This is a genomic window from Corallincola luteus (assembly GCF_004336975.1).
GTDB classification, from domain to species: Bacteria; Pseudomonadota; Gammaproteobacteria; order Enterobacterales; family Neiellaceae; genus Corallincola; species Corallincola holothuriorum.
In genome coordinates this window covers 467250-492491 of the sequence record NZ_SJXE01000001.1, presented here as the reverse complement: position 1 = coordinate 492491, position 25242 = coordinate 467250, and the positions used below count along the sequence as shown (strand labels likewise).

17 protein-coding genes are annotated in these 25242 nt (G+C 49.4%); 9 read left to right on the top strand and 8 right to left on the bottom strand.

What is annotated here, in order from left to right; genetic code table 11:
- Position 1 precedes the first annotated feature (1 nt).
- The 3 genes from EZV61_RS02235 to EZV61_RS02225 are packed head-to-tail and all read right to left on the bottom strand — an operon-like array spanning position 2 to position 4008.
- On the bottom strand, positions 2-2734 hold the full coding sequence (locus EZV61_RS02235) for an MlaD family protein (RefSeq protein ID WP_131414184.1): 2733 nt from the start codon (positions 2732-2734) through the stop codon (positions 2-4).
- Positions 2727-3389, bottom strand: coding sequence for a paraquat-inducible protein A (locus tag EZV61_RS02230; protein WP_114337082.1), 663 nt, complete (start codon positions 3387-3389; stop codon positions 2727-2729). The genes EZV61_RS02235 and EZV61_RS02230 overlap by 8 nt, the downstream gene beginning before the upstream one ends.
- Complete coding sequence (locus tag EZV61_RS02225) at positions 3373-4008, bottom strand: paraquat-inducible protein A (protein WP_131414183.1); 636 nt, start codon at positions 4006-4008, stop codon at positions 3373-3375. The genes EZV61_RS02230 and EZV61_RS02225 overlap by 17 nt, the downstream gene beginning before the upstream one ends.
- A 198-nt stretch (positions 4009-4206) precedes the next feature.
- Here EZV61_RS02225 and EZV61_RS02220 point away from each other — a divergent pair, with 198 nt between their 5' ends.
- On the top strand, positions 4207-4803 hold the full coding sequence (locus EZV61_RS02220) for a superinfection exclusion B family protein (protein WP_114337080.1): 597 nt from the start codon (positions 4207-4209) through the stop codon (positions 4801-4803).
- Positions 4804-4864: 61 nt separating this feature from the next.
- Complete coding sequence (locus EZV61_RS02215; RefSeq protein ID WP_131414182.1) at positions 4865-5668, top strand: hypothetical protein; 804 nt, start codon at positions 4865-4867, stop codon at positions 5666-5668.
- Between the two features lie 18 nt (positions 5669-5686).
- Here the strand turns inward: EZV61_RS02215 and EZV61_RS02210 are convergent, their stop codons facing one another.
- Genes EZV61_RS02210 through EZV61_RS02200 form a run of 3 tightly spaced genes read right to left on the bottom strand, consistent with a single transcriptional unit; the run spans position 5687 to position 9751 of the window.
- Positions 5687-8149: a putative bifunctional diguanylate cyclase/phosphodiesterase gene (locus tag EZV61_RS02210; protein WP_131414181.1), complete on the bottom strand. Its 2463-nt coding sequence runs from the start codon at positions 8147-8149 to the stop codon at positions 5687-5689.
- A 20-nt stretch (positions 8150-8169) separates the two neighbouring features.
- Complete coding sequence (locus EZV61_RS02205) at positions 8170-9357, bottom strand: porin family protein (RefSeq protein WP_114337077.1); 1188 nt, start codon at positions 9355-9357, stop codon at positions 8170-8172.
- Entirely contained in the window at positions 9326-9751 is a 426-nt protein-coding gene (locus EZV61_RS02200) for a substrate-binding domain-containing protein (protein ID WP_114337076.1), read from the bottom strand. Before EZV61_RS02200 ends, EZV61_RS02205 begins: the two co-directional genes overlap by 32 nt.
- 176 nt (positions 9752-9927) lie before the next feature.
- On the opposite strand from EZV61_RS02200, the gene EZV61_RS02195 reads away from it, so the two are divergent.
- From EZV61_RS02195 to glgA, 3 genes are all read left to right on the top strand, one after another.
- Positions 9928-10959, top strand: a complete 1032-nt coding sequence (locus EZV61_RS02195; protein ID WP_131414180.1) for a methyltransferase — start codon at positions 9928-9930, stop codon at positions 10957-10959.
- 63 nt (positions 10960-11022) lie between these two features.
- The gene (glgC, locus tag EZV61_RS02190; RefSeq protein ID WP_114337074.1) at positions 11023-12249 is read left to right on the top strand and encodes a glucose-1-phosphate adenylyltransferase; all 1227 of its coding nucleotides are present in this window, start codon (positions 11023-11025) and stop codon (positions 12247-12249) included.
- The gene (gene glgA, locus EZV61_RS02185; RefSeq protein WP_131414179.1) at positions 12239-13717 is read left to right on the top strand and encodes a glycogen synthase GlgA; all 1479 of its coding nucleotides are present in this window, start codon (positions 12239-12241) and stop codon (positions 13715-13717) included. The genes glgC and glgA overlap by 11 nt, the downstream gene beginning before the upstream one ends.
- A 4-nt stretch (positions 13718-13721) precedes the next feature.
- Here glgA and EZV61_RS02180 read toward each other — a convergent pair whose 3' ends face one another.
- Positions 13722-14120 (bottom strand): DUF3293 domain-containing protein, encoded by a 399-nt coding sequence (locus tag EZV61_RS02180; protein ID WP_131414178.1) that lies wholly within the window; start codon positions 14118-14120, stop codon positions 13722-13724.
- Positions 14121-14266: 146 nt separating this feature from the next.
- On the opposite strand from EZV61_RS02180, the gene EZV61_RS02175 reads away from it, so the two are divergent.
- Together EZV61_RS02175 and arcA are read left to right on the top strand one after the other, a co-directional pair.
- Positions 14267-15934: a HAMP domain-containing sensor histidine kinase gene (locus EZV61_RS02175; protein ID WP_131414177.1), complete on the top strand. Its 1668-nt coding sequence runs from the start codon at positions 14267-14269 to the stop codon at positions 15932-15934.
- Positions 15935-16101: 167 nt separating this feature from the next.
- Positions 16102-16809, top strand: coding sequence for a two-component system response regulator ArcA (gene arcA, locus EZV61_RS02170; RefSeq protein ID WP_130566340.1), 708 nt, complete (start codon positions 16102-16104; stop codon positions 16807-16809).
- 74 nt (positions 16810-16883) lie between these two features.
- On the opposite strand, the gene arcB is transcribed toward arcA, so the two are convergent.
- Positions 16884-19199 carry an aerobic respiration two-component sensor histidine kinase ArcB gene (arcB, locus tag EZV61_RS02165; protein WP_131414176.1) on the bottom strand — a complete coding sequence of 772 codons (2316 nt, stop codon included), beginning with the start codon at positions 19197-19199 and terminating at the stop codon, positions 16884-16886.
- Between the two features lie 224 nt (positions 19200-19423).
- Between arcB and folE2 the strand changes: the two genes are divergently transcribed.
- Positions 19424-20350 (top strand): GTP cyclohydrolase FolE2, encoded by a 927-nt coding sequence (gene folE2 / locus EZV61_RS02160; RefSeq protein WP_131414175.1) that lies wholly within the window; start codon positions 19424-19426, stop codon positions 20348-20350.
- Positions 20351-20769: 419 nt separating this feature from the next.
- Complete coding sequence (gltB, locus tag EZV61_RS02155; protein ID WP_131414174.1) at positions 20770-25233, top strand: glutamate synthase large subunit; 4464 nt, start codon at positions 20770-20772, stop codon at positions 25231-25233.
- Positions 25234-25242: the final 9 nt, after the last annotated feature.

The window sequence follows — 25242 nt, the reverse complement described above, 5'->3', positions numbered from 1 at the left end:
ATTATCTGTCCAAAGCAATCGTTGGCGCCCACTTCAGCCAAGCTTCATCGGCTTCGGCACGCAACATAAAGCTATCGCCATCCGCGGCTTGCTTACCAGGCTGCTCAGGTGTCGCAAACGCGATACCCCCAGCCAGAATGCTTTCCAACGATTCTGTCTGGATCTTAACGCCACTAAAAATACCGGCATCGACATTAATACCTGATGCGCTCCAAAACACCGAGTTATCACGCACCAAAGCTTGGTAACGGGGACGAATATTTACAAACACCCGCACATGATCAGCGGTATCTGCCAACTCGTATCCCATGACTTCACCAACTTCCACTTGACGATAGAGCACAGGATCACCGCGTTTCATCGAGTTCAGGCGCGGCGTTTTGATCACAACATTCAGACCTTCAGCAGTAAGTGTTCGCTGCGGCGCCCTTTGCAACCCTTCAAAGCTCAATCGTTGCTCACCGTCACCCGGTATCGTCTGCACATATACACCGCTAATCAGCGTATCTAAATTGGAGGTTTCAACCAGCCCGAGGTGCGGTTGCACGATCCAAAACTGGCTGCCATGACGGGCAATCTGCTCGGCGTATTTTTCTACCAACACCACAGCGTTAATACCTGATAGGGAATCATCCAGTGTGACCTTTTTAACCCGACCAATCACCATCCCCTCAAGCTTGAGCTCTGATCCGGCTTTAAGACCGACACCGTCGGCAAACTTAATACTGATCTCTAGTCCTTTTTCATGAGCAGCTTTGTAGCTATCAGCCAGCAGGTAGGTGGCTCCATTTTTCGCCAATGCCGACTGTAGATGCTCTTTCGGTGTATCAAAACTAACCCCCCCCAGAACCAGCGCAGCCAATGAAGGCGTACGAAGCGTAATGCCGTTTAAATCGCCAGAGACATCAATACCGCCACTACGCCAAAAATGACTGCCCTCACGAACCAGATGTGCAAAGCGCGGCTCAATCCGCAGATGTACACGTACACCGTCGTTAGCGTCATTTAATTCCAGCCCGATCACCTCACCCACGGTCAAGTTCAAGTAATCAACGGGCGCACCAATTTGCAATCCACCAGGCTCTGGCGTTTCCACCACCAGATATCGACCCGGCGCCGAGGTGTCTATCTGACTATCAATACGATCAGCATGAGCGTCACCATAGCTCTCAAATAAACTAAATTCGTGACCATTACGCACCGCCTTAGGGGCTTCTTTCGTTGGCGGCGTATCAAAAGCAAGACCACCAGAAAGCATCGAAACAAGAGAATAGGTGCGGATCTTAATGCCACTTAGCTTGCCTTCAATATCCACCCCGCCGGCATGCCAAAAGCGGGTCTTATCATTCACCAGATGTTGATAATTTTCGTGTATATAGATAGTTACATTGACCTGTTTACCATCGTCCTGCAGGTCGACACTCTGCACTGTTCCCACTTCGACACGCTTATAAAAGATAGGATTGCCACGTTCTAAAGAAGCGGCTGAGGGTGAGTTCAGAATTAGGTGCAGCCCCGGCACATCCCAACTGATCGGTGGCGCATCGTCCAAGCCAACAAATTCACGGGTCGCTTCACCAGTTAAGGCTGGAGCGACAGAAATATATGGCCCCGAGAGTAACGCATCCATCCCTTCTACAGCGCCGGCGGTTAACGTCGGGCGAACCACCCAAAACCGTGTGTCGGACATCAAGGCGCGCTCGGCCATGGGGTCTAGGTTCAAGACTGCTGTGGCACCACGTAGATCCTCGTTAAACTGAAGATCCTCCACGATACCAATATTATGTCCTTTGAACTTAACCTTGGTTTTATCTTCGATAATACCGCTGGCATCTTCAAAATGGACCTTAACGGAGATCCCCGTTTCAGCTTCAGAGAAATTTTTGAAAAGGCTGAAAATATCACCATCTTCAGCGGCACTGGCATCGCCACTGCCGGAAGCATCACCAAACGCGATACCACCAGCAACGATGGTTGCTAGAGAACCGACATCCACAGAAAAGCCGTCTAGCCCTCCCTGAATATCGACGCCGGAGATATTCCAGAAGCGGGTTTTCTTCGTCACCAGCTTTTCGTATTCCGGTTCAACATGGACTTTGACACTAACCTTAGAACCGTCTTCTTCCAACTTGTAATCGGTAACTGAACCGACTTGCAACTGGCGATATAACAGCGGTGAACCTATAGCAAGAGAATCGAGTGTTTCCGAATAGAGAGTGATATGCAGGCCCGGCGTGTTATCGTCCATAGGCGGCGCTTTCGGCAAGGCTACGAAATCTTTTGCTGGCTTACCATTACTATCACCCAAATCGACGGCAATGTAGTTGCCAGACAACAGGGTATCGAGACCAGACACGCCGGCCAAAGTCACCTCAGGCTTAACCAACCAAAACTGGGTGCCCTCGCGAAGGGCGCGCTCGGCATCGCGCTCAAACAGAACCACAGCGGTCACACCGTCAAGCGTCTTGTTCATAATCAGGTCATCGACCACTCCGATGGTAAAGCCTTTGTAGCGGACTTCGGTTTTACCTTTGACAATCCCTTCACCCGTATCAAAAGCAATATTAACTGGCAGCTTAGCTTCGGTAATACTTTTGTAGACCAACCAACCGCCAATGGCCAACGCCAATAGTGGCAACAGCCAGACCATAGGGATACCTTTCCGCTTCTCAACTAACGCTTCGGCGATATCGTCGGAATTGCTTTGGTCGTTATTACTTTCAACGTCACTCATTGCGATTCTCTTCCTGATCCCAAATCAATCGGCTGTCAAAACTTTCAGCCGCAAAAATTGTAATCACCACCGCCAAACAAAATGCGGTAGCGCCATGGCCAGCTTCAATCGTCGCCAGCGCCCCTAAATTAACTAATGCAACTAGAATGGCGATAACAAACACATCTAACATCGACCATTTGCCAATAAATTCAACCATCCGATACAACACGGTTCGCTGCCGAGGGCTGCTATTCCAGCCAAACTGCACCGACAAGCAAAGTATCCAGATCCCCAATAGCTTCATCACGGGCACCGCCACCGAAGCGATAAACACCACTAACGCGATCGGGTACATCTCATAATGGATCAAAGCGATAACACCGGACATGATGGTGTCTGACTGCCCCTTGCCGAAACTGATAATGGTCATAATAGGCAGAATGTTGGCAGGTATCAGACACAGCGCTGCGGTGATAGACAAAGCCCAGGTACGCGCTAAAGAATTAGGTTTGCGAGGATGCATCTTGGCACCGCAGCGACCACAACGCTGAATTGCGTGAGCTTGTTTGATGTCCCAGCGATTCAACTTATGACAATCGTGACACAACACCAATCCACGATGAATAGCCCTTCCACTGGCCGCTGGCGTTTCTGGATCAGTGTTTGGTTTCATCAACGATCTCCCATACTTCATGTGGATCAAAACTCGCGGCAGCGTAGGTTGAACAAAACAGCAAGCCACCGAAGCAGTAAAGCCCACCGTTGACCACTAAGTCCGCTAGATCGACCAGTTTCACAATCGAAACCAAAATGCCGAACATATACACTTCCAACATGCCCCAACTGCGGATCTTCTGATAAACCTTAACTGCGCTGACCACAAATCCCATACCTCGTCGCAGTTTCGCCAGCACGGTAATGCTTAACAACAAACTCAACTCCAGCAGCGGCACAATAAAAGCGGTGAGCACCACCATAAAGGCAACCCAGAAATACTCCGCTTGCCACATCAATTTGGCGCCTTGCAATACGGTTGTACTCTGCCCCATGTCGCCAATATTGATCGCCATAATGGGCAGCAGATTGGCAGGAATAAATAACAAAAGCGCAGCGAGGGAAGCGGCAAGGGTTTTGCCTAAGGCATCATAGCGAGTGTCAACTATCACATAACCACAGCAGGGACATTTAAGACGATAGCCAACCCGTTCATGGGGAAGATTGACTAATAGGTCACATTCGTGACACGCAGTGAGATGGCCATATTCGGGCAAGGATTTTGTACTCTGCGACACCGACGGCCCGCCTCAATTGCTGCCTGCCATACGCAAGCTATTAATCTTAAACAGACTATAGATAATAATCTTTATCTAGCTCAAGCACTATCTGTCAATTCGGGAGCATGATCTTACTTAGCAGTTAATTAACTAATTTTTTGGGCACGAAGCTTGCTTATCCAGAAGAGTGTCATCACTTTGACGGAATTGAATATCATGTCACAACTAAGCTGGAATCAAATACTACAACCAAGAAAGCTATTGGTTTGGATCTGGGCACTATGCGCCTTAATGTTGTTTAGCCCAGCACGTATCATCGAGCGTTTTGGGTTGACCGAAATTATCCAAGAGATCTCTCCCATGTTGGGGATCGCTTTCTTTCTGGTGTCAGCAATTTTCATCTGCGAGACCGCCTCGGAAAGTTTTTCTTGGGTGCTCAACCGCCGACGTCGCCAAGAGATGAAGCAAGCGATCGACGAAAAAGTGACAATGTTAGATCACCAAGAGCGAGCTATCCTGCGAGAGTTTTTTATTCAACGTCGCAGCACCATTACGCTACCAGATCATGAGCCGGCGGTAAGAGCTCTACTCGAAGCGCATGTACTGCTGCGGAATCCAGCACCGGATGAGAAAGAAACCGATGCCTATAAAGGTTTCGCACTTCATCAATGGGCACGTCCGAAGCTGACCAGCCGCGTATTGCAGCTACCTGTCGGCGATATGACCGAAGAGCAAATTCGTTACCTGAAACAAACTCGTCCAGCATTTGTGATTAAAGATATGCGCATGCGACGTCGGAGAATTGCGGCCTGATTGAGTGGCCCAGACAATAGCCAAGTGCAGATGACAGCGCTATATTTGGCAGACTAGGTTCATGATGAGAAACAAACCATTGTCGCCAACGGCTAAATCGACTCCTCAGGGTCTGACACTAAAGCAGATCACGCAACAAAAATACAAAGCGACCTGGGGAGATGTACCTCCCCTTTTCCAAAAGATTGCCTCGGCAGCGGCAGATCTAGACGGCATGTTCAAACAGGGCTTTGATCATGCCCTTAAGCATATTTTAAATCGTCGACATTGGAATTCAGAGCTACTCACAGATCCTGCCACCCGACAACTACACAAGCCCCGCTTGGCGGTCTATCAACTGTTTACTGATTGGGGGTTTGAAGTTCACTGTTTTCCCTACCTTGGCGACAACGAAATAGACGAATATCAGCGCCTAAATCCCAAGATGGAGTTTAGCTTGTGGGATCCAGCCAACATGCGTCGCTTGATCCATGTTCGCCATCTTAAAGAGTTTATTGAGTATGCCCACAGAACAGGCGACCGCAACGATAAAGCCTTGCTTGCATTTACCAACGCGGCGGTAAACAGGGTAATGCGCCACTTATCAGAACAGGTAAGGATCACCAAGGTTGGAGGGCTATCAATCCCCAAATACCTCAAGCTAGTGGTCGAGCAGAAAGGGGATTATCTTTTGGATGATTTGCCGCCCCACGTCAGTAAACGGCTAGGAAGTGACACCTTGTACCTATTGCGGCAAGCGGAAAAAAGAAAAGTACGTGAACAGCAACAAGCTCAAATAGAGCAAGCAGATGGATCAGAAGCGCCAGTTAGCACAGAAACAACAGAAGAAACAGAGAACCCCGCTAACGACAATGACATCTCCTAAAACCATAACGACGCGCAATCAGCCAAGCCAACGGCCGTCGATCAGATGCTTATCAATTGCGATCATCAGCTGCAACTCATCGATTGGCCGACATATAAAGTAGCCCTGCCCATAGCCGCAGCCTCTTTCCGCCAAAAAGTCGATATGACTATGTTTCTCAATCCCCTCAGCCACGACATCCATATGCATATTTTTCGCCATCGCCAAAATAGTTTGTACTAATTGCCGATCCGTTTCATCGTTGTCCAGATCCATCACAAAAGAGCGGTCAATCTTCAGAATGTTTACAGGTAAGCGACGCAAATACTCTAGTGAAGAGTAGCCCGTACCGAAGTCATCAATCGCCAGGGAAACGCCACGCTTTCTCAGCTCCTGCATCTGGGTCAGCACTTTATCGATATCCCCAATCAAGGTATTTTCAGTCAGTTCCAGTTCAATCTGCGCCTCTTTCAAACCATATCTGGCCAGGTTATCTGAAATAAAGGCCCCCAACTTTTCATCATCAAACTGATGCGAGGTTAAATTGATAGCGATCTTAATATCGGGAAGTCCCTGCAGTTTTAGCTGTTGCAGGATCGCCATACTGTGCTCGATGGTCCAATAACCCACAGCGACAATATGCTCACTGTTCTCCAGTTGCGGAATAAACTCATCGGGAAAAACCAGACCTTTTTCTGGATGACGCCAACGGATCAAGGCTTCAAAACCCACCAACTTCCGACCGGTCAAGGCAATTTGTGGCTGCAAAAACAGGCAAAATTCTTTTTCTTGTACAGCACGTCGCAGCTCCGATTCCATCGCCAAACGCTTATAAGCATCAGCAGCCATTGCCGGATCAAAAAAGCGATATTGATTCTTACCATTCGACTTGGCTTGATAAAGTGCGGTATCAGCCTGGCGCATTAACTCCTCAGCCGTTAGCTGCCCGGAATCAGCCAATGCAATGCCAAAGCTGCCATTAATCACCAAGGTCTCATTCCGTAAATTAACCGGCTCTCTTATTACCTCTCGGATCTGTTGTAACTGGCGAGTCAGCTGCTCATCGTCTTGCAGTTTAAGCAGCAGGGTGAACTCATCATCACCAAAACGCCCCAAAAACACCGTCTCACGAGCGAGGTGCTCAAAGCGCTGCAGGCGTTGAGCGATATCCTTCAACAGCTCATCCCCTGCATCATGCCCCAAAGTGTCATTGATCCGTTTGAACTCATCGAGATCGATAAGCACCACAGCTAACTGTTGATAATCAGTGCCGATATTGAGTACGTCGTCTCGCAGCGTTTGCAACAGTAAGTGTCGATTAGGTAACCCGGTGAGTTCATCGTACATCGCCATCCGTTCAAGCTGATGAGTTCGTTTTTCTACTTTGTGCCCAAGACTTTCAAGTTGTTCGTTAAGAGTTTCAGCGGCGCTTTCCAATACAGTAAATTCATCACGATAAAGCCGACGCCGGCGAGTCAATAGCGCCCTGACCTGTTCAAACTTCTGCTCGGCAACCATCGGCATCATCTTTGCCAGCACATTGGTTCTGGCCACGACATGTGAAATAGGGATCAAGCCCAACAGTAAACCACCCAACATCACCATGGCAGAAAGCAGTACGCTGTTATCGCGAAAACGTTCAATCTCCGCTTTCTGCACAGAAATATCGTCAATCAGGATAAGATAACCATCATTTAGATGCGCCACTTTGTCACTGATTTTGACCGCAGACAGCCGAATGTTATCTTCTGCGACGGCAGTAATACCGCCCTCAAACAACCGATCTAATGGTACCTTTGCCGCAGTCTCTTCCAGTATGGGCAGAAAGCGATCCTTCGAAGAAAGTGAAGAGATACCGACATTCCAGCCATTCAAATAGGGGAGCTGATCCTGCGCAGTTGCTTGTCGCTGAGTGACAATGGCAAGGTCAATTTTGTGGGAGTGACGCAGGGCGATCACCAGATCCATCAGCGACAAAGACACCACCAGCGCACCAATGCCTTGCTTGCCTAAATTCACTGGTACGCCGATGTAATAGACGCAGCGCTGAGCACAACCGATGCGAGAGACATAGTCAACTTTCACCATAATCTCTTCTAGCCAGATCCAAGGAGGGGGCTGCGAGACATCGCCCCAGCTTCCCCATTGCTCACGGTTAGCGCTAAACAACCAAGCGGACTCTAGACGCCAAATCAACTGATTGGCTGCCCAATAGTCATCAACGGCCTGCAGTAGCAGCTGTTTGCCCTGATCTGTACTCAACATATCCAGATCAGGTTCTCCAAGCACAATGTCGCTAAATTCGATCAGCCGATCACCCATCATCTCGGACAATGTCAGAAAAGTCTTTTGCTGCGCGATATTTGAATTGACCAACTGAGTTTCCAGCTGATCTTCCATCCGAGAAATAGATAACAGGTGCAGGCTAACCACCAACACCGTAAGTAGAAAAACGAGACCGACAGAGAACTGCCAGCGAATACTGATGAATCGACGTTGCATACTCTTCCTAGTCGACACAGTTAAAAGCTATAGGAAACCTGTATAGCAAACAGATTCCAATATTTCTGATCATGGGTAACCACATCAGGGTAGAGATGAGGCGGTAGCCAGGCAGAGCCATCTACATAGTGGTACTCACCGCGCACCAACCAATCTTCAGCTACCTCATAGGTTAGCCCGACAGTCCAATCCTTGCTGTACATAAAATAACTCGGCGCACCAGTGGCTTGCTCAAAATCGCTGCCATCACGATCATCTTTGTTTAAGTATTTCGCATCGTAACGCCCCAACAAGGTCAACTCAGGGGTGAGGAAGTAGCGCAGCTGCAGATAGTAGCCATCACTGTGAGAACGGTCGCGAAACCCAGGATAGTAGAGACCATAAAGCTTGAATTGATCGTCAATATACTCAAAGGTCGCTTCCCAAGTCGCTGCACTATAACGTAGCGACGCGATTGACTCCCAAACGTAGGTTTGTCCGGAAAATGCTTGCGAACCATCGTCCGCATGAAAATCAAGATTGGAGCGGAGGACACTCAGCCCAGCCGTCCAAGCTCCGTCAGCGGTAGTGAAATAGCCGGAGCCCTGCACCACCCAGTCCTCCTGATATTTACCGCTTGACTCAGAACCAAGTACCCACTTTTCCATATCATCGTGAATATCAGTCGCACCACCACTGAACTGCCATTCGAAACTTCCCGCTTCGAGTTGATGAAAACCAAGCAGGGACAAGCCATCGGTATTTAAAGTTTGATCGCGGTACATATCCCAGTAGATAGACTGAGGTAAAAATATGCTCGGTTGTGCCGCAGGCACGTCACGACTGTCCCGATAGAGGCCATGTTGGTTTTTATACCGGCCTAATTGCAGATGAACCTCATCGTCCTCTCCGCGATAAGCTAATCGATCCAACAGAAAATAGTCTAAACGCACCCCTTCCGGATAGCGGTTGCCGCCATTGAGATAAACCACCTGACCGGCCACACGCCAATTGTTATCAATTTGCCAGGACGCATTAACGCCAATCTCGGTTTGGCGTTCTGACCAACCGTTGTCATCTTCGACAAAACCGTTGTCGTCGGTATACACCGCCCCTTGCGAGAAAAAGCCATGGGTCTGCACTCTGTCTAACCAATCATTTTCCGCCGATGCGAACGATGAGTACAACGCAGTCAGGCTAATCAATAAGGATAATTTTGACACTGTCATCCACGTCCTCCTTCTTGATATAGCCAATAGCACCAGGGGTCGTTGCGACTGCGTCGCGCAGCTCTTCTGACGTCGCCATCTGCTTGGGCGCCTGACCAAAGCCTGAATAAACAAGTCGATTCCAAGATCGCTCCAATTGATAGCTAAAGAGCTCCAGATAACTGCGACAGAATGTTTCATGGAGACGATTTTGTTTTGGCAGCACGTAGACTGCGATCATCTGCCCTTCGGACCAGGCAGTCAGTCGCATGGAAAAAATGGATTTAAGTTCTTTAACGGTCAGTGCGTCGGTTTGCACGGATGGATGAGCCACGACAGCAATATCTGCCGCCCACGCTGTGGTGGGAACACAGAGCGATAGCAACAAGATAAATGGAAGCATCAATCCTTTCATCACCGTCCTTGGCTATGGCAGCCACAATCAAGACAAAGGGGAGCAAACTTGTTGGGAGAATATCTCTATATTAGTTATCAACAGCTTAATCGCCAATTATTGACTTAATATAGATCACAATTTGCAGATCTAGCAGACATTAGCGACAATCCCTAGCGCTTAAGCAGGAGCCCAACATGTCGTCGTTGTCACCAATCAGTGAGATAGTAATGCGTAATCTGGCGCAGCTAACTAAAGCGCCCTTATTACTCATCAACCCCCCTGCGGACAATTTATCGTTTGAACTTAAACAAGCTGATATTGCTGCCCATTTTTTCACCACTGACTTGATCACCGCGAAGCGGCTCGAAACCAATGGCGCGGACGTTAGCTTCGGCGATACGCCAGCCAATGGCTGCCATCCTTGGTCACAGGCCATCCTATGCTGGCCAAAAGCCAAAGCGCATGCTGAATTACTGCTTACCCAAACACTCCCTTTGCTAGCTGATGGCGCAGAGCTTTGGCTCGTTGGTGAAAATAGAGGTGGCATTAATAGTGCCGCAAAAGTGTTAAAAAGCCTCGGCTATAGGTGCCACAAGAGCGACAGCGCAAGACGCTGCTCTCTATTTTTCAGCAACATCACCTCTGCCGCAAAAAGCAGCTCTTATCAATTCCAATATTTTTCCGTGCCTTTTCAGCAACAATCGTTCGATTGCGCCAGCTTACCTGGGGTGTTTAATCATGGAAAATTAGACGCTGGCACCTTGCTATTGCTGCAGACGCTAGAGCAATCCCCACCATATCAAGGGCGCGCTGTCGATATAGGCTGTGGTGCAGGCGTGATCACAACGGCGCTGCATTACCACTCGCCCAAACTTGAGCTAACCAGCTGTGACGTCAACGCAATGGCCTTGGCAGCAACAAAGCAAACGGCCATTCACAATGGCTATCAAACGACCGTCGTCGCCTCGGATCTACTGACCAATACCGAAGATCAATTTGACCTGGTCATTTCCAATCCCCCTTTCCACCAAGGGCTAGCTACCGATTACGATATCAGCGCCAACCTGTTTAAGCAGGCATATGCTAGGTTAAACGCCGCAGGCGAATTGCGTATCGTCGCCAATGGGTTTTTGCCCTACGCCGAGCAGATAGTTCGCATTTTTGGGAACTGCAGGGTGTTATCTGAAAATCGACAGTTTAAAGTGTACTCAGCGACCAAATCTTAGGCAGTCAGATCTGGCAGGATCCCCGCCTATTTGTGGCAAATAGAACAATACGGAGTGTTTTTCATGGCTGGTATTTTGTCCGTTATATTAGCCGGTGGGGCAGGGACTCGTCTCTATCCACTGACGGAAACCCGGACCAAACCCGCGGTTCCATTTGGCGGCGGGTATCGCCTCATCGATTTTGCTCTCAACAATTTCGTCAATTCCGATCTATTAAAGATCTATGTACTGACGCAATTTAAATCTCAGTCTCTCAACGTTCATCTGCGCCAAGCTTGGTACCTGTCCAGCCTGACCGATCACTTTATTGACCCTATTCCGGCGCAGATGCGCATGGGTAAACGGTGGTATGAAGGGACTGCGGACGCAATATACCAAAATATGCGTTTAATCGAGATCCACGATCCCGACCAGGTCTGTATTTTCGGCAGCGATCACATCTATAAGATGGATATACGGCAGATGATCGACTTTCATAAACGGCGCAGTGCTCAGCTCACCGTGGCAGCCATTAAAGTGCCCGTTGCTGAAGCTCATCTATACGGCGTCGTTCAGGTAGATGAACAGGGGCGGATGACTGGCTTCGTCGAGAAGCCACAAAATAATCCACCAACCATACCCGGCGATCCAGAGCATGTACTGGCGTCTATGGGTAACTATGTGTTCGATACCCAGACCCTGTTTGCAGCATTAAAAGCCGATGCGAAAGAGCCTGGTTCTACCCACGATTTTGGCCTGGATATTTTAACCAAGCTTTACCAAACCCACCCCGTTTACGTCTACGACTTCGCATCCAACGTTATTCCCAATGAACCCAATAGCACAGCCTACTGGCGCGATGTCGGTACCATAGATAGCTTCTGGCAATCCAATATGGATCTGCTGGCAGACGATCCTCCGTTAGATCTGTTTAACCCCAAATGGCCGCTGCGCTCATATCACCCACCCGTGCCGCCGGCCAAATATCTCGACAGCACCGATGGCCAACGCAGCGAAGTCAGTAAATCGATGGTGGCATCCGGCTGCGTCATACGTGGTGCCAAAGTAAGGCGTTGCGTACTTGGGTTTAATGTCGATGTACAACCAGGAACAGAACTTACCGATGTGGTATTTCTGGGGGACAGCGCCATCGGCCAGAATTGCCGTATCAGCCGAGCGCTTATCGATAAAGATGTCGAGATTGCCGATGGCGTGATAATAGGCGAAGACCTTGACGCCGATAAGGAACGCTATAAAGTGTCGCCGAGCGGTATTGTAGTAATTCCTAAAGGCAGTCGTATTGGTTTCTGACAGAAAGCTCAAGATCCTTTTTCTCGCTACTGAAGTTGAGGATCTAGCAAAAACAGGTGGCTTAGCTGATGTGGCAAAGGCATTGCCGCAAGCGTTGACTCGCCTGGGTCATGACGTGCGTATTGTCTGCCCCTTTTATCCCCAGGTACAAGAGCGTCTTAAAGAAGATAACCACCTGCACAGTGAGCTGTCTCTCCAATTAGGCAATTTGCAGTACCTCTACAATATCCACCAATTGCACTTAGGTGATGTGCCTGTTTATAGCGTCGACTATCCGCCCTATTTCTCCCGCCAGGGGCTTTATGACAACGGTTATCACGCGTATCAGGATAATGGCGAACGTTTTGCTTTCTTTTCGATGGCTGCATTACAAATCACCCAAAGTCTGGACTTTGCCCCAGATATTATTCACTGCAATGATTGGCATACGGCGATGGCGCCGTTTTTCTTACGTAATGAGTTAGCAGATAATCAATTTTTCTATCGCACGCGTACCCTGCTTACGCTGCATAACGCCGCCTATCAGGGGGTTTTCGACCTTGACAGCATCCCGTTCCATCAACGCTTTATCTCTGCTTTAAGTAGTGATCATATGGAGCAAGGGAATAAAATAAACTTCCTAAAATGCGGCTTGCTTACGGCGGATAAGATTAATGCCGTCAGTCCCTCTTATGCAGCAGAGTTACTCACGCCGTTAGGTTCCCACCATATATTGTCGCTGTTCCAACATCGCCACCGCGACTTCAGTGGCATCTTAAACGGCTGTAATTACGACGACTGGAACCCGGCCACAGACTCACTGCTTCCCAAAGCCTATGATCAACATAATTTAGCCGGGAAGGCTGAGTGTAAGGCACATTTACAACAGTATGTTGGCTTACCTGAGCAAGCAGATACCCCACTGTTCGGCATGGTCAGCCGGCTTACCGGGCAAAAAGGGTTTCATCTCCTGCTACCTGCTCTGCAGCGTTTTTTAGAGCAAAATGTCCAAGTTGTGATCATCGGCTCAGGCGAACAAGAGCTGGCAGATAATTTGCGAGCGCTGGAAGCCCAATACCCTGACAAATTGATATTTCGAGAAGGTTACACAAGCAAGATCGCACATTGGGTGCAGGCGGGCGCAGACTACTTCCTCATGCCATCCCTGTTTGAGCCTTGCGGCTTAACCCAAATGTATAGTCTGGCCTACGGCACGCCGCCCATTGTTCGCGGAGTCGGCGGCTTAAAAGACACGGTAAAACCGGTCAAGTCCAATGGCAGCATTGATGACGCCACCGGGTTTGTCTTCAGCCACCCTGAACCTGATGCGTTACTCGATCTGCTGATGCAGGCTCTAACCCTGTTTAATGACGCACCTGAAGCGTTCAAGCAACTGCAACAAAACGGCATGGCGTATCGTTTTTGCTGGGAAGAAACCGCCAAAAATTACGTTTCGCTCTACCATGAGATGCTCTTACCCGCCGCTTAACCTACTACGTCGACACGATCACCCGCTGGCTAAACGTACCGATATGCTCTTCACTCTGATCTTTCAATAAACATGGCGTTAGATAGAGCTGATTGGCATCTACCCAATAGATAGCATTTTGCTGATATGCCCGAGCAAGAGTGAGCATTATCGATTTCTCCGCCAGTACAGCCCAGCTTTTTTCCCGATGAGAGAGGTCTGGCGCGCTACCCCATAACTCACGGTAGGGCACATTGAGTCGCACGATATCTTGCTGCAGTCGATAGTCGAGCAAACGATTATAGGTCTCGCTGACTTTGTCGCCTTGTGGGTTATGCGCAGTGATCACAGCAAAGCTCAGTTCTGGAGCCAACGGCTGCGCCATCAAAAAACAGGTCTGTTTATACAGATCCCAATCACTCATCACTCTGTTCTCCTTATGTATCTCTATCGCGCTAACCATGCGCTTACCATTATAGTGATTAATGTGACGTTTCAGAGGCAAATGCTTTGCTTCAACAAAGACTTATTCGCTAGACTGAGATTAATCCCGTCTTTTATAGGAAAGCTATGGGCACAGGCGCTCCCAGCCGTTCTATCCGCGGCTCGTTGATCATGGTCGTTATGCTGATCACGACGAGCTCGTTAGCGATCGCGTTGGGTATCAACCAATACTTCGATTACCAAACCCAGCGACAAGACCTTCTTGAACAACTCCAGACCCTTGCCAAGTTAACGGCTGACCACGCCCAAGATACTATCGTTGATAATAAGCCGGCTTTAGAAACACGGCAGCTTAGAGCGCTTTCAGTTTATAAGTTTCTGCAATCTGCACAAACCTATCAGTTAGACCGGTACACGCAGCAACTCAATTTTTTCGCTGGCTACACCCGCAGCGGAGTGCTTCCCAATACGTTTACTGACAGTCAGCTACGCGCATTAAAACAGCCTAGGATCACCGCAGACACCATAGAAATAACATCAGAGATATCGTTTGAAGGTGAACTACTTGGCTTCAGCTATCTGCGTATTTCCCTCGATACTCTCAATCAACGGCTTTGGAATAACCTTTATCAGGCACTCACCATTATTCTCGTGGCTTCAATATTCGCCTTACTCATTACGCTACAACTACAGCGGCGTTTTAGTCAGCCTATCGACACGTTGATCAGCCTCGTGCAACAGGTCGACTTAAACAAAGATTATGCGCTCAGGGCACCGACCCTTGAGGTGCAAGAGCTGGACTTTCTTGGCAATGCCTTTAATCGCATGTTGTCTCGGGTATCCCGGCGTTTGGAGAAACAACAGCAAGCGGAACAAGAGATACGCCAGTTAAACCAAAGCCTGGAAGATAAAGTCACCGAGCGCACCTTCGCGCTGAAACAAGCGAACAGCGAACTGCTACAAACCTTAGAAAAGCTGCACCTGTATCAGGGACAGATGCTGGAAAAAGAGAAGTTGCACAAATTAGGGCAGATGGTCGCAGGCATTGCTCATGAATTAGATACACCGCTTGGTCTTGGCATCACAACATCAACTTCGATGCAGCAGGCGCTTAGCGAACTAAAGCACTCACTGGAGCACGGAGAGTTATCGCAACGACGACTGAACCAGTTTCTATCACTGTCGGACGAAGCCTTTAATATTCTCACCAGAAACTTGCAGCGAGCCTGCCAATTAATCGAAAGCTTTAAACATGTCGCAGTGGACCAATGCTCAGAGCAGGATCGAACCTTTGAAGTTCATCACTTTATTGACGAAGTTTTGTTAACGCTCAAACCCAAATTAAAAAAAAGCAGGCATATTATTGAGGTGATATGCGACCAAGAGCTGACCATCACCAGTAAACCGGGTGCCATTAGTCAAATTTTAATCAATTTGGTTTTAAATTCACTCAAGCATGGGTTTAAAGATATCAGCCAAGGCACCATAGTTATTCAAGTAACCATGGATAAAGATTATTTAACGGTAATCTACGAAGATAACGGCCGCGGCATGAGCCAAGAAGTCAAAGCACAAGTCTTTTCGCCCTATTTCACCACAGCGAAAGAGAGCGGCGGTAGCGGTCTGGGCATGTACATAGTACAAAGTTTGGTGCAACAAGTACTCGGTGGAAAGTTAGAGCTAGAGACTGAGCCGGAGCAAGGTATTCGACTCAAGATGATGATACCTTTGACCGATACAGAAACAAAGCAGCCCTCTGTGGCGGATACAAATCAAACACATTTGTTAAGTTAATGTAACCAAGCTAAGATTGAATGACTATTGTTTGACCATGTTTACGTTTGCTAACAGTTGGTTATGGAACAATTAAAGAATTAGGCACTCTAACGTTGGGCATTACGTTAATGTAGTACCCGACCGGCCGGTCGAATTAACAGAAATTGACACGCGGAAAAAGACGCATGGAAATCCCAAAAATATTGATCGTCGAAGACGAACTGGTCACCAGAAACACGTTACGCACACTGTTTGAAGCCGAAGGTTATCAGGTCATTGAAGCCAGTGATGGCGAAGAGATGTACCAAAGCCTAGAGAAAGGCGTGGTAGATCTGGTGATCATGGATATCAACCTGCCAGGGAAAAATGGCCTATTGCTTGCTCGTGAACTCCGCGAAAAAACCGATATGGCACTCATTTTCCTGACAGGCCGGGATAATGAAGTTGATAAGATCCTTGGCCTGGAAATTGGCGCAGATGATTACATCACCAAGCCATTTAATCCGCGCGAGCTGACTATTCGGGCTCGGAACCTATTACAACGCACCTTGCACCAGTCTGAAATCGACGGTGACGAGCCAGACCAATATAAATTTGAAGGCTGGCTGCTCGATGTAAATAGTCGCATGCTGACCGGCTCTGACGGCAATGCGTTCAAACTGCCACGTAGTGAGTTTAGAGCGTTACAACTGTTCCTGAAGAACCCTGGCAAGATCCTAACTAGAGCCCAGCTCTTAAAAGAGATGACTGGCCGCGAGTTACGTCCAAACGACCGTACTGTCGATGTCACCATCCGGCGCATTCGTAAGCACTTTGAAAGCGTCCCAGGCACCCCTGAAGTGATCGCTACTATTCACGGTGAAGGCTATCGTTTTAGCGGTTCACTAGGTTAGTTATCGAAAATTGATGGCATCAAAAAAGGGCCTGAGCAGGCCCTTTTTTATTGCTCGCTATCCACAAGAGAACATCATTCACTTTCAGCGGCTTCAGCCTCTGTCAGCCAACGCTTTAGTACCACTAAATCTTGTGGGTAGTGATGCTTCATTGCATCCACCCAATCGGGGACATTTTCCCACCAAGCCGGTTCATCTTTCTGCTGAGCTTTAGCTGCGATCTGTTGTACCCGCTTCAATCCCACAGAGCCCGCTGCACCCTTAATTTTATGGGCTTCTGATGCCACTGCGCTCTTATCTTCAGCGGTTAAATTGGATTCCAAAATTTCCAGGTACTCTGGCATCAAGGTTTCCAGTAACTCAACACTGTTCAAAAGAGCACCCGCACCAATTACCTCACTGTACTGCTGCAACATTTCAATATCTAAAATGTCATCCAGCGCATCATCTGCTTGCGAAGCTGTTGGCACCGCAGTACCTGCGGGAGCGAATAGCTTAGCTAATGCACTGTGCAGCACGTTCATCTGAATTGGCTTAGTTACGATATCAACAATACCGCACTCCTCGTAGCGAGTTTTGTCCTTAACCGTATTGGCGGTCAAAGCAACAAGGGGAATATCAGCCGTCAGTGGATCAGCCTTAAGTTTCTCTGCCACATCAAAACCACTCATATCTGGCAATTGAATATCCAGCAATACCAGATCAGGTATCTCCGACGCCGCCGTCAACGCACTCTGGCCATCCATCGCGACACTGATTGTGTGACCCATTTTCTCCAGTAGAGTTTTGGCAACCAGCACATTGAGTTCAATATCTTCGACCAACAGGATATTCAATGCTGGTACCTTTTTCGCTTCATCTGTTAACACATGACTCTCCGGTGCTTCCAGTTTTGGTAGCGTCAACTGAATAGAAAAACAGCTTCCCACATCCACTTCACTGCGAAGCTTAATCTCCGAGCCCATGGCTCGAACTAATTGCTGTGATATAGCTAAGCCTATACCACTTCCAGTGCCGGTGTGATGTCCTTGGCGGCTGCCCTGGTAATACATTGCGAAGATCTTTTTCTGCTCTTCGTCCGGTATTCCCAGACCAGTATCCTCGATCTCAAACTGCAAATAGACGTTGGTATCGTCCTCTCGGGTTAAGGTTGCACTCAGCGCAACAAACCCCTGCGGCGTAAATTTCACCGCATTACCGAGCAAATTCCATAACACTTGGCGCAATCTCGCACCATCCGCTTCCACATACTCTGGCAGCTCAGGATCCCAGCGACAGCGGAAGCTGACGCCATATTGTTGTGCCAGTAGCACTCCCATGTTTTCAACTTCAGCCAATAACGCCTTAAATGCTACCCGCGTCGGATTAAGCTTAAGTTGTTGTCGGTCTAAACGGTCAAGATCAACAATGTCATTAAAGATGACCCCAAGGGTTTCTGCACTGAGATAAATCGTGTCGACATATCGCAACTGCTCGGCTGACAACTCGGTATCACGCAAAATACGACTTAAACCGACAATGCCATTTAATGGTGTACGCAGTTCATGGCTAATGGTGGCAATAAATTCAGCTTTCTCATTACTTGCTTTAGTCAGTAAATCCGCGGCCTGTTTTCTTTCGGTAATATCACGACCGAATGCCACCAACCCAAGGCGCTCACCTTTAGCGCCAAAAAAAGGCACTTTACTAAATTCAAACAAGGTCTTACGACCGTCGGGGTAACGCATCCACTGCTCAAACTTCAGCGGCCGATTACTCGCCATGACCGCCGCGTCAGTTTGAACCACTTGTTCAGCTAGCCGTTCGGGATACACATCAGCAGGAGTAAGACCCACAAGTTCCTCACGAGTTCGCCCCAAGAGCAATTCAGCAGCCCGATTGCAGCTAGAAAAATAGCCATTGTCATCACGATAGAAGATCACATCGGGTGAGCTATCAATCAAAGATCCCAGTTTTGCACTCTGTTCTGCCGCCTTTATCTCTGCCTGACGGCGCTGCATCACTTCAGCTTCCATCTCAGCAACCACCTCCGCTAACGCCTGCTCGGCCTTCACCCGTTCGGCATTTTCCGCTTCCAGCAAGATAAGTTGATGTTCCAGCTTCTCCGCCTTCTCACGATCTTTTGCCCGCAGGCGATCAGTACGTCGACGGGACAGATCAAGTTCGCGCACCACAAGTACAAAAAGAAAAACCGTGGGCGGAGTCAGAATAAAGCCCAGTAGGAGAGCTCTGGCGATATCCAGAGTATCCACATCACCGCTAATCGCTAGGCGCAAAGAAACGTTGATCGCAATCCCCAAAACAATAATGGAGCCAGCAACAACCAGCGTCAGGCGCAATACGCCAATTTCCGTCATCAAATTGATAAAGCGTTGTGCCCACAATTTCATGGCACCATCCTTGAAACGTCGTTAATTGGAAAGTCGATCTTGTCGCCCTAAAAGCCACAAGATTCAGCGGTGTTTATGTTGGTCAAAGCCCTTTATAATAGCTGCCCCGAAACGGGGAGAGATTCAACAGCGTCTCATTTTTGTGATATAAAGACGCTCTTTTTTTAACCGCCATGGCAATTTAGCAGAAATTTTCGCCAGTTAGCGCCCAGTGGAGTACCCCGATGCCATCCATCATGCCAGATATCGCCAACCACGCCAGTGCCCAAACAGAGGGAACATTAGACTGGGTTGGAATGGACAATATCGAGCTACCACTGATGGTAGAAGTGCGTGGGGAAGCGCCACGGCAAGTCAGCGCTCATGTCGGTGCTTTCGTAAACTTGACCCGTCCGAAAGCAAAAGGGATCCACATGTCCCGTCTCTACCTGCTGCTGGATACCCTATCTACCGAAGGCACACTGAATAGCCAGGCACTGATGACCCTGCTGGACAACTTCATCACGAGCCATGATGAGCTTAGCGATCACGCCAAAGTCTCTTTTACCTTCGACTACCATATGCGCCGGAAGTCACTGATCAGCGGTAAGCAGGGCTGGAAAGCCTACCCGGTCACACTAACAGGTGAGCTTAAGCAGGGTGAACTCAGTATTGAGATGGGTGTACAAGTCCCCTATTCATCGACATGCCCTTGCTCCGCCGCCTTGGCGCGACAGCTCATTCAGGACGCCTTTGAAGCAAAATTTAGCGGCCAAGGCAGCATTAATCGGGCAGAGATGCATGCTTGGTTAGGCACGACAGAAGGTGTTGTTGCAACGCCACATAGTCAACGCAGCATTGCTGACGTCAAGGTTAAGCTAGATAACGCCAACTTAGGTTTCCCGTTACGCCAGCTAATTGACCAGATCGAAGATGCCTTACAAACACCCGTACAAGCCGCGGTGAAACGGGTAGACGAACAGGAGTTTGCTCGCCTAAACGGCCAGAACCTGATGTTCTGTGAAGATGCCGCCCGTCGCCTCAAGCATCTGTTAAACCAACATGCCGAATACAAAGACTTTCTGCTGCGCGTGAATCACTACGAAAGCTTACATGCCCATGATGCGGTCAGCATCACCGCCAAAGGTGTTAAAGGCGGATATCACGCCTAAGTAAACCGCCGTTATAATTTTTTTGCATGGTCAGGAACTCTCCTGACCATATCACCAACAATTTCCCTTTTGCCCCAGCAACAACAAACTGCAACCATTTGCCCTTTCAACACGATAAAAGTTGTTATTTTTCATCTTTGCCCCGCTACGCTACTACCCGACAGATAACAACAAAGCAGCAAAACAAATAGGCTAACAACCTGTTTTAATGCAGGTTATCTTTGATCTGCCCCAAACAAAACAGCCATTTTAAGTGATGGACTTCACATTGTTTTAACATTACATTAGTTGTACTAATGTAATGCCCTTTGCGGATCTTTCTTTTCATCAGCTCGAATTTCTACCGCAAAACTGGTCTAAAAATAGATAGTCAGCCGGAATAAATCATCGGGCTGCATTCTGCCTGCATGGGAGGTTTTATGAGCTTGTACGACCCGTCTTTAGTCAAAGACAACTGTGGATTTGGGTTAATCGCCCATATGGACGGCGAACCCAGTCATCGTTTGGTACGTACCGCTATCTCCGCTCTGGATCGAATGACCCACCGAGGCGGCATCGCCGCTGACGGTAAAACTGGCGATGGTTGTGGCCTGTTGATGCAAAAGCCAGATGCGTTTTTTCGCGCGATTGCTGAAGAAAACGATTGGCATTTAGGCAACCACTATGCCGTCGGTATGATTTTCCTCAGCCATGACGACAACAAAGCCCAAGCTGCGCGGGATGTTTTCAGCGAAGAGCTGCAACAGGAAACGCTGGAAGTCGTCGCCTGGCGTCCGGTACCGACAGATAATAGCTGTCTCGGTGAGATCGCCCAGCAAACAGTACCCTGTATCGAACAGGTGTTTGTCAATGCCAACCCAGGCTGGAGCATTCACGATATTGAACGTCGGCTCTATCTAGCGCGCCGCCGCGCGGAGAAGCGTTTGGCTGATGACAGTGATTTTTATGTGGCCTCGCTCTCCAACTTGGTGATTGTTTATAAAGGCTTGATGATGCCTGCAGACATCCCCAACTTTTATACTGATCTGGCGGATATACGCCTGCAATCTTCAATCTGCCTATTCCACCAGCGCTTCTCAACCAACACAGCCCCCCGTTGGCCGCTGGCACAGCCGTTCCGTTTTCTCGCCCACAATGGTGAAATAAATACCATTGAAGGCAACCGCCAATGGGCAAAGGCGCGGAGCTATAAGTTTAAGTCACCGCTGCTCCCAGATTTGCAAGATGCCGCCCCGTTTGTCAACGAGTCCGGCTCTGACTCATCGTCCCTCGACAACATGCTAGAGCTGTTTCTGGCTGGCGGGATGGATCTGTTCCGTGCCATGCGTTTGTTGATCCCACCAGCATGGCAGTCTCATCCGAAGATGGATAAAGAGCTGAAGGCATTTTACGACTTCAACTCTATGCATATGGAACCCTGGGATGGCCCGGCAGGTATTGTTATGACCAACGGCCGCCATGCCGCCTGTAACTTAGACAGAAATGGTCTGCGCCCCGCCCGTTACGTGATCACCAAAGATGGCTTTATTACTCTGGCCTCAGAGGTGGGGATCTGGGATTACACCCCGGACGAAGTGGTGGATAAAGGGCGCGTCGGCCCCGGTGAATTGCTGGTAATCGACACCAAAACCGGAAAACTATGGCGCTCCCGCGAGATCGATGACGATCTAAAAACTCGCCACCCTTATGCCCAGTGGCTCGATAAGAGCTGCAAGCGCCTGATCCCATTTGAGGAGCTCTACGCTAAACAAGCGGTTAAGCGACAACTCGACGACGACCAGCTGAAAACCTATCACAAGCAGTTTGGCTTCAGCTTCGAAGAGGTAGATCAGGTGATCCGCGTACTCGGCGAGGCAGGTCAGGAAGCCACAGGCTCCATGGGCGATGACACACCAATGGCGGTTCTTTCCAGCCGCTCACGGAGCATTTATGATTACTTCCGGCAGAAATTTGCTCAGGTAACCAACCCGCCGATCGATCCGCTGCGGGAAAACCACGTGATGTCACTGGCTACCTGTATTGGTCGAGAGCAAAACGTGTTTAACGAAACCAGTGGTCACGCCAAGCGCGTACTGTTTGACTCCCCTGTGCTGCTCTATTCTGATTTCCAGCAGTTGCAGGACTTAGATGACACCCATTACAAGCCCTGCACTCTGGATCTTAACTACGACCCAGGCAAGCAGGATCTGCAACAGGCGATACAGGCGTTAACCGACGAAGCCGCAGCCAAAGCAAGTAATGGCTCGGTGCTATTGATCCTTTCCGATCGTCAGCTCAACAAGGATACTCTGCCTATTCCTGCAGCGATGGCGGTGGGTGCCGTACAACGGCGTTTGGTCGATGACAATCTGCGCTGCGACTCCAATATCGTAGTAGAGACCGCCTCAGCCCGTGACCCACATCATTTTGCCGTTCTACTCGGCTTCGGCGCGACAGCTATCTACCCCTATTTGGCGTATGAAACGCTGGCCGAACTGGTCGACAGAGGCACGCTGGATATCTCGAAACAGCAAGCGTTGGTCAACTACCGTAAGGGGATCAATAAAGGGCTGTTTAAGATCATGTCGAAGATGGGGATCTCAACCATCGCTTCGTACCGCTGTTCGCAGCTATTTGAAGCGGTTGGCCTGCATCAGGATGTCATCAACCTCTGCTTTAAAGGTGTCGTCAGCCGAATTCAGGGCGCCAATTTTGACGATTTCCAACAAGATCTGACCAATCTCGCCCGTGTTGCCTGGCTGAAACGTAAGCCGATCGAACAGGGCGGATTACTTAAATATGTCCATGATGGCGAATACCACGCGTACAACCCTGATGTGGTCGCGACCCTGCAACAAGCCGTAAAGACAGGTAGCTACAGTGACTATCAGGAGTATTCACGACTGGTGAATGAGCGTCCGGTAGCCACTCTACGTGACTTGCTGGAGCTTAAGGATGACTGTCAGCCGATCGAGATCGACGCCGTAGAACCGGCGGAAGAGCTCTACAAGCGCTTTGATAGTGCCGCCATGTCGATAGGTGCCCTATCCCCGGAAGCCCATGAAGCACTCGCTATCGCCATGAACCGTCTAGGCGGCAAATCCAACTCAGGTGAGGGTGGTGAAGATCCCAAGCGCTATGGCAATGAGCGGGTCTCCAAAATCAAGCAGGTCGCTTCTGGCCGTTTCGGTGTCACCCCGCACTACCTGGTCAATGCCGAAGTGATCCAGATTAAGGTTGCCCAGGGGGCGAAGCCCGGTGAAGGTGGTCAGCTACCTGGTGAGAAGGTTAATCCATATATTGCCAAACTGCGTTTCTCAGTACCTGGCGTCACGCTGATTTCACCACCGCCGCATCACGACATCTACTCCATCGAGGATTTGGCGCAGCTGATCTTTGACCTTAAACAGGTCAATCCCACCGCCACCATTTCGGTCAAATTGGTCTCGGAACCGGGAGTAGGCACGATCGCCACCGGCGTCGCAAAAGCCTACGCCGATCTGATCACGGTCTCAGGCTACGATGGCGGCACGGGGGCAAGCCCACTGACCTCAGTGAAATATGCTGGCAGCCCATGGGAGCTTGGCTTGGTTGAAACGCAACAGGCGCTAGTTGCCAACGGATTGCGACATAAAGTACGACTGCAGATCGATGGCGGCATGAAGACCGGCCTGGATATCATCAAAGCCGCCATTCTCGGTGCCGAAAGTTTCGGCTTTGGCACCGCACCTATGGTCGCTTTGGGTTGTAAGTACTTGCGTATCTGTCATCTCAACAACTGTGCCACCGGCGTAGCAACACAAGATGAAAAGTTACGCCGCGACCACTTTATTGGCCTACCTGAGATGGCGATGAACTACTTCAAGTTCGTCACGCAGGAAGTGCGGGAGATCATGGCCAGCCTCGGGGTCGCAAAACTCACCGATCTGATCGGTCGTACCGATCTGTTGGAGGTTGTTGATGGCTTTACCGCCAAGCAGAGCCGCCTGGCATTGGAGCCGTTACTGGAAACCTTTGAACCAAAGAACGGTGCTGCACCCTATCATCAGGAGCTAAACCCACCGCACGATAACGGTGATCTCAACAAACAGCTACTGGCCGATATGCAGGACAGTATCGACGGCAAATTGGGCGGTTTTGGCAATTATCCAATCCGCAATACCGATCGTTCGGTGGGTGCCCTGCTCTCTGGCTATATCGCCAGCAAGCATGGCAACCAAGGCATGGCAGGTACACCGATCCAGTTGTCATTTACCGGTACAGCAGGTCAAAGCTTCGGCGTGTGGAACGCGGGCGGCCTAGAGATGGTACTGACCGGTGATGCCAACGATTACGTCGGCAAAGGAATGGCGGGCGGTAAACTGGTTATTCGGCCACAAAAAGGTTCGGAGTTCCTCTCCCATCAAGCCACGATTTGCGGCAACACTTGTCTCTACGGTGCTACCGGCGGCCGCCTCTATGCTGCGGGTAAAGGCGGCGAACGATTCGCCGTACGTAACTCAGGCGCCATTGCTGTGGTTGAAGGGATCGGTGATAACGGCTGCGAGTATATGACCGGCGGTATTGTCACTGTACTGGGTAAAACGGGTGTTAACTTCGGCGCAGGGATGACCGGTGGTTTCGCCTATATCTTTGATGAGCGCGATAACTTCAAAGTGCGGATGAATCCAGAACTGGTCGAGATCGTCGACATGAGTAAGATTACCATCCACCACGAACACCTGCGTGGCATGATCAATCAGCATTTAGATGAGACAGGCAGCTCGCGAGCCCAGGAGATCCTGGATAACTTCGAAGCCTACCTGCCACTGTTTAAGCTGGTGAAGCCAAAAGCGGCAGATATCAAAGCCCTGCTCGGCCATCGTAGCCGCAGTGAAGCAGAACTCATCGTCGAAGCGCAGTAAGGTAGGAAT

Coding starts and splice junctions, on each gene's coding strand:
- arcB (WP_131414176.1), bottom strand. CDS start 19,199: ATGAAATTGTGGGCACAACGCTTTATCAATTTGATGACGGAAATTGGC.
- EZV61_RS02220 (WP_114337080.1), top strand. CDS start 4,207: ATGTCACAACTAAGCTGGAATCAAATACTACAACCAAGAAAGCTATTG.
- EZV61_RS02210 (WP_131414181.1), bottom strand. CDS start 8,149: ATGCAACGTCGATTCATCAGTATTCGCTGGCAGTTCTCTGTCGGTCTC.
- EZV61_RS02175 (WP_131414177.1), top strand. CDS start 14,267: ATGGGCACAGGCGCTCCCAGCCGTTCTATCCGCGGCTCGTTGATCATG.
- EZV61_RS02180 (WP_131414178.1), bottom strand. CDS start 14,120: ATGAGTGATTGGGATCTGTATAAACAGACCTGTTTTTTGATGGCGCAG.
- EZV61_RS02200 (WP_114337076.1), bottom strand. CDS start 9,751: ATGAAAGGATTGATGCTTCCATTTATCTTGTTGCTATCGCTCTGTGTT.
- gltB (WP_131414174.1), top strand. CDS start 20,770: ATGAGCTTGTACGACCCGTCTTTAGTCAAAGACAACTGTGGATTTGGG.
- EZV61_RS02195 (WP_131414180.1), top strand. CDS start 9,928: ATGTCGTCGTTGTCACCAATCAGTGAGATAGTAATGCGTAATCTGGCG.
- EZV61_RS02205 (WP_114337077.1), bottom strand. CDS start 9,357: ATGACAGTGTCAAAATTATCCTTATTGATTAGCCTGACTGCGTTGTAC.
- folE2 (WP_131414175.1), top strand. CDS start 19,424: ATGCCATCCATCATGCCAGATATCGCCAACCACGCCAGTGCCCAAACA.
- glgC (WP_114337074.1), top strand. CDS start 11,023: ATGGCTGGTATTTTGTCCGTTATATTAGCCGGTGGGGCAGGGACTCGT.
- arcA (WP_130566340.1), top strand. CDS start 16,102: ATGGAAATCCCAAAAATATTGATCGTCGAAGACGAACTGGTCACCAGA.
- EZV61_RS02215 (WP_131414182.1), top strand. CDS start 4,865: ATGATGAGAAACAAACCATTGTCGCCAACGGCTAAATCGACTCCTCAG.
- EZV61_RS02235 (WP_131414184.1), bottom strand. CDS start 2,734: ATGAGTGACGTTGAAAGTAATAACGACCAAAGCAATTCCGACGATATC.
- EZV61_RS02230 (WP_114337082.1), bottom strand. CDS start 3,389: ATGAAACCAAACACTGATCCAGAAACGCCAGCGGCCAGTGGAAGGGCT.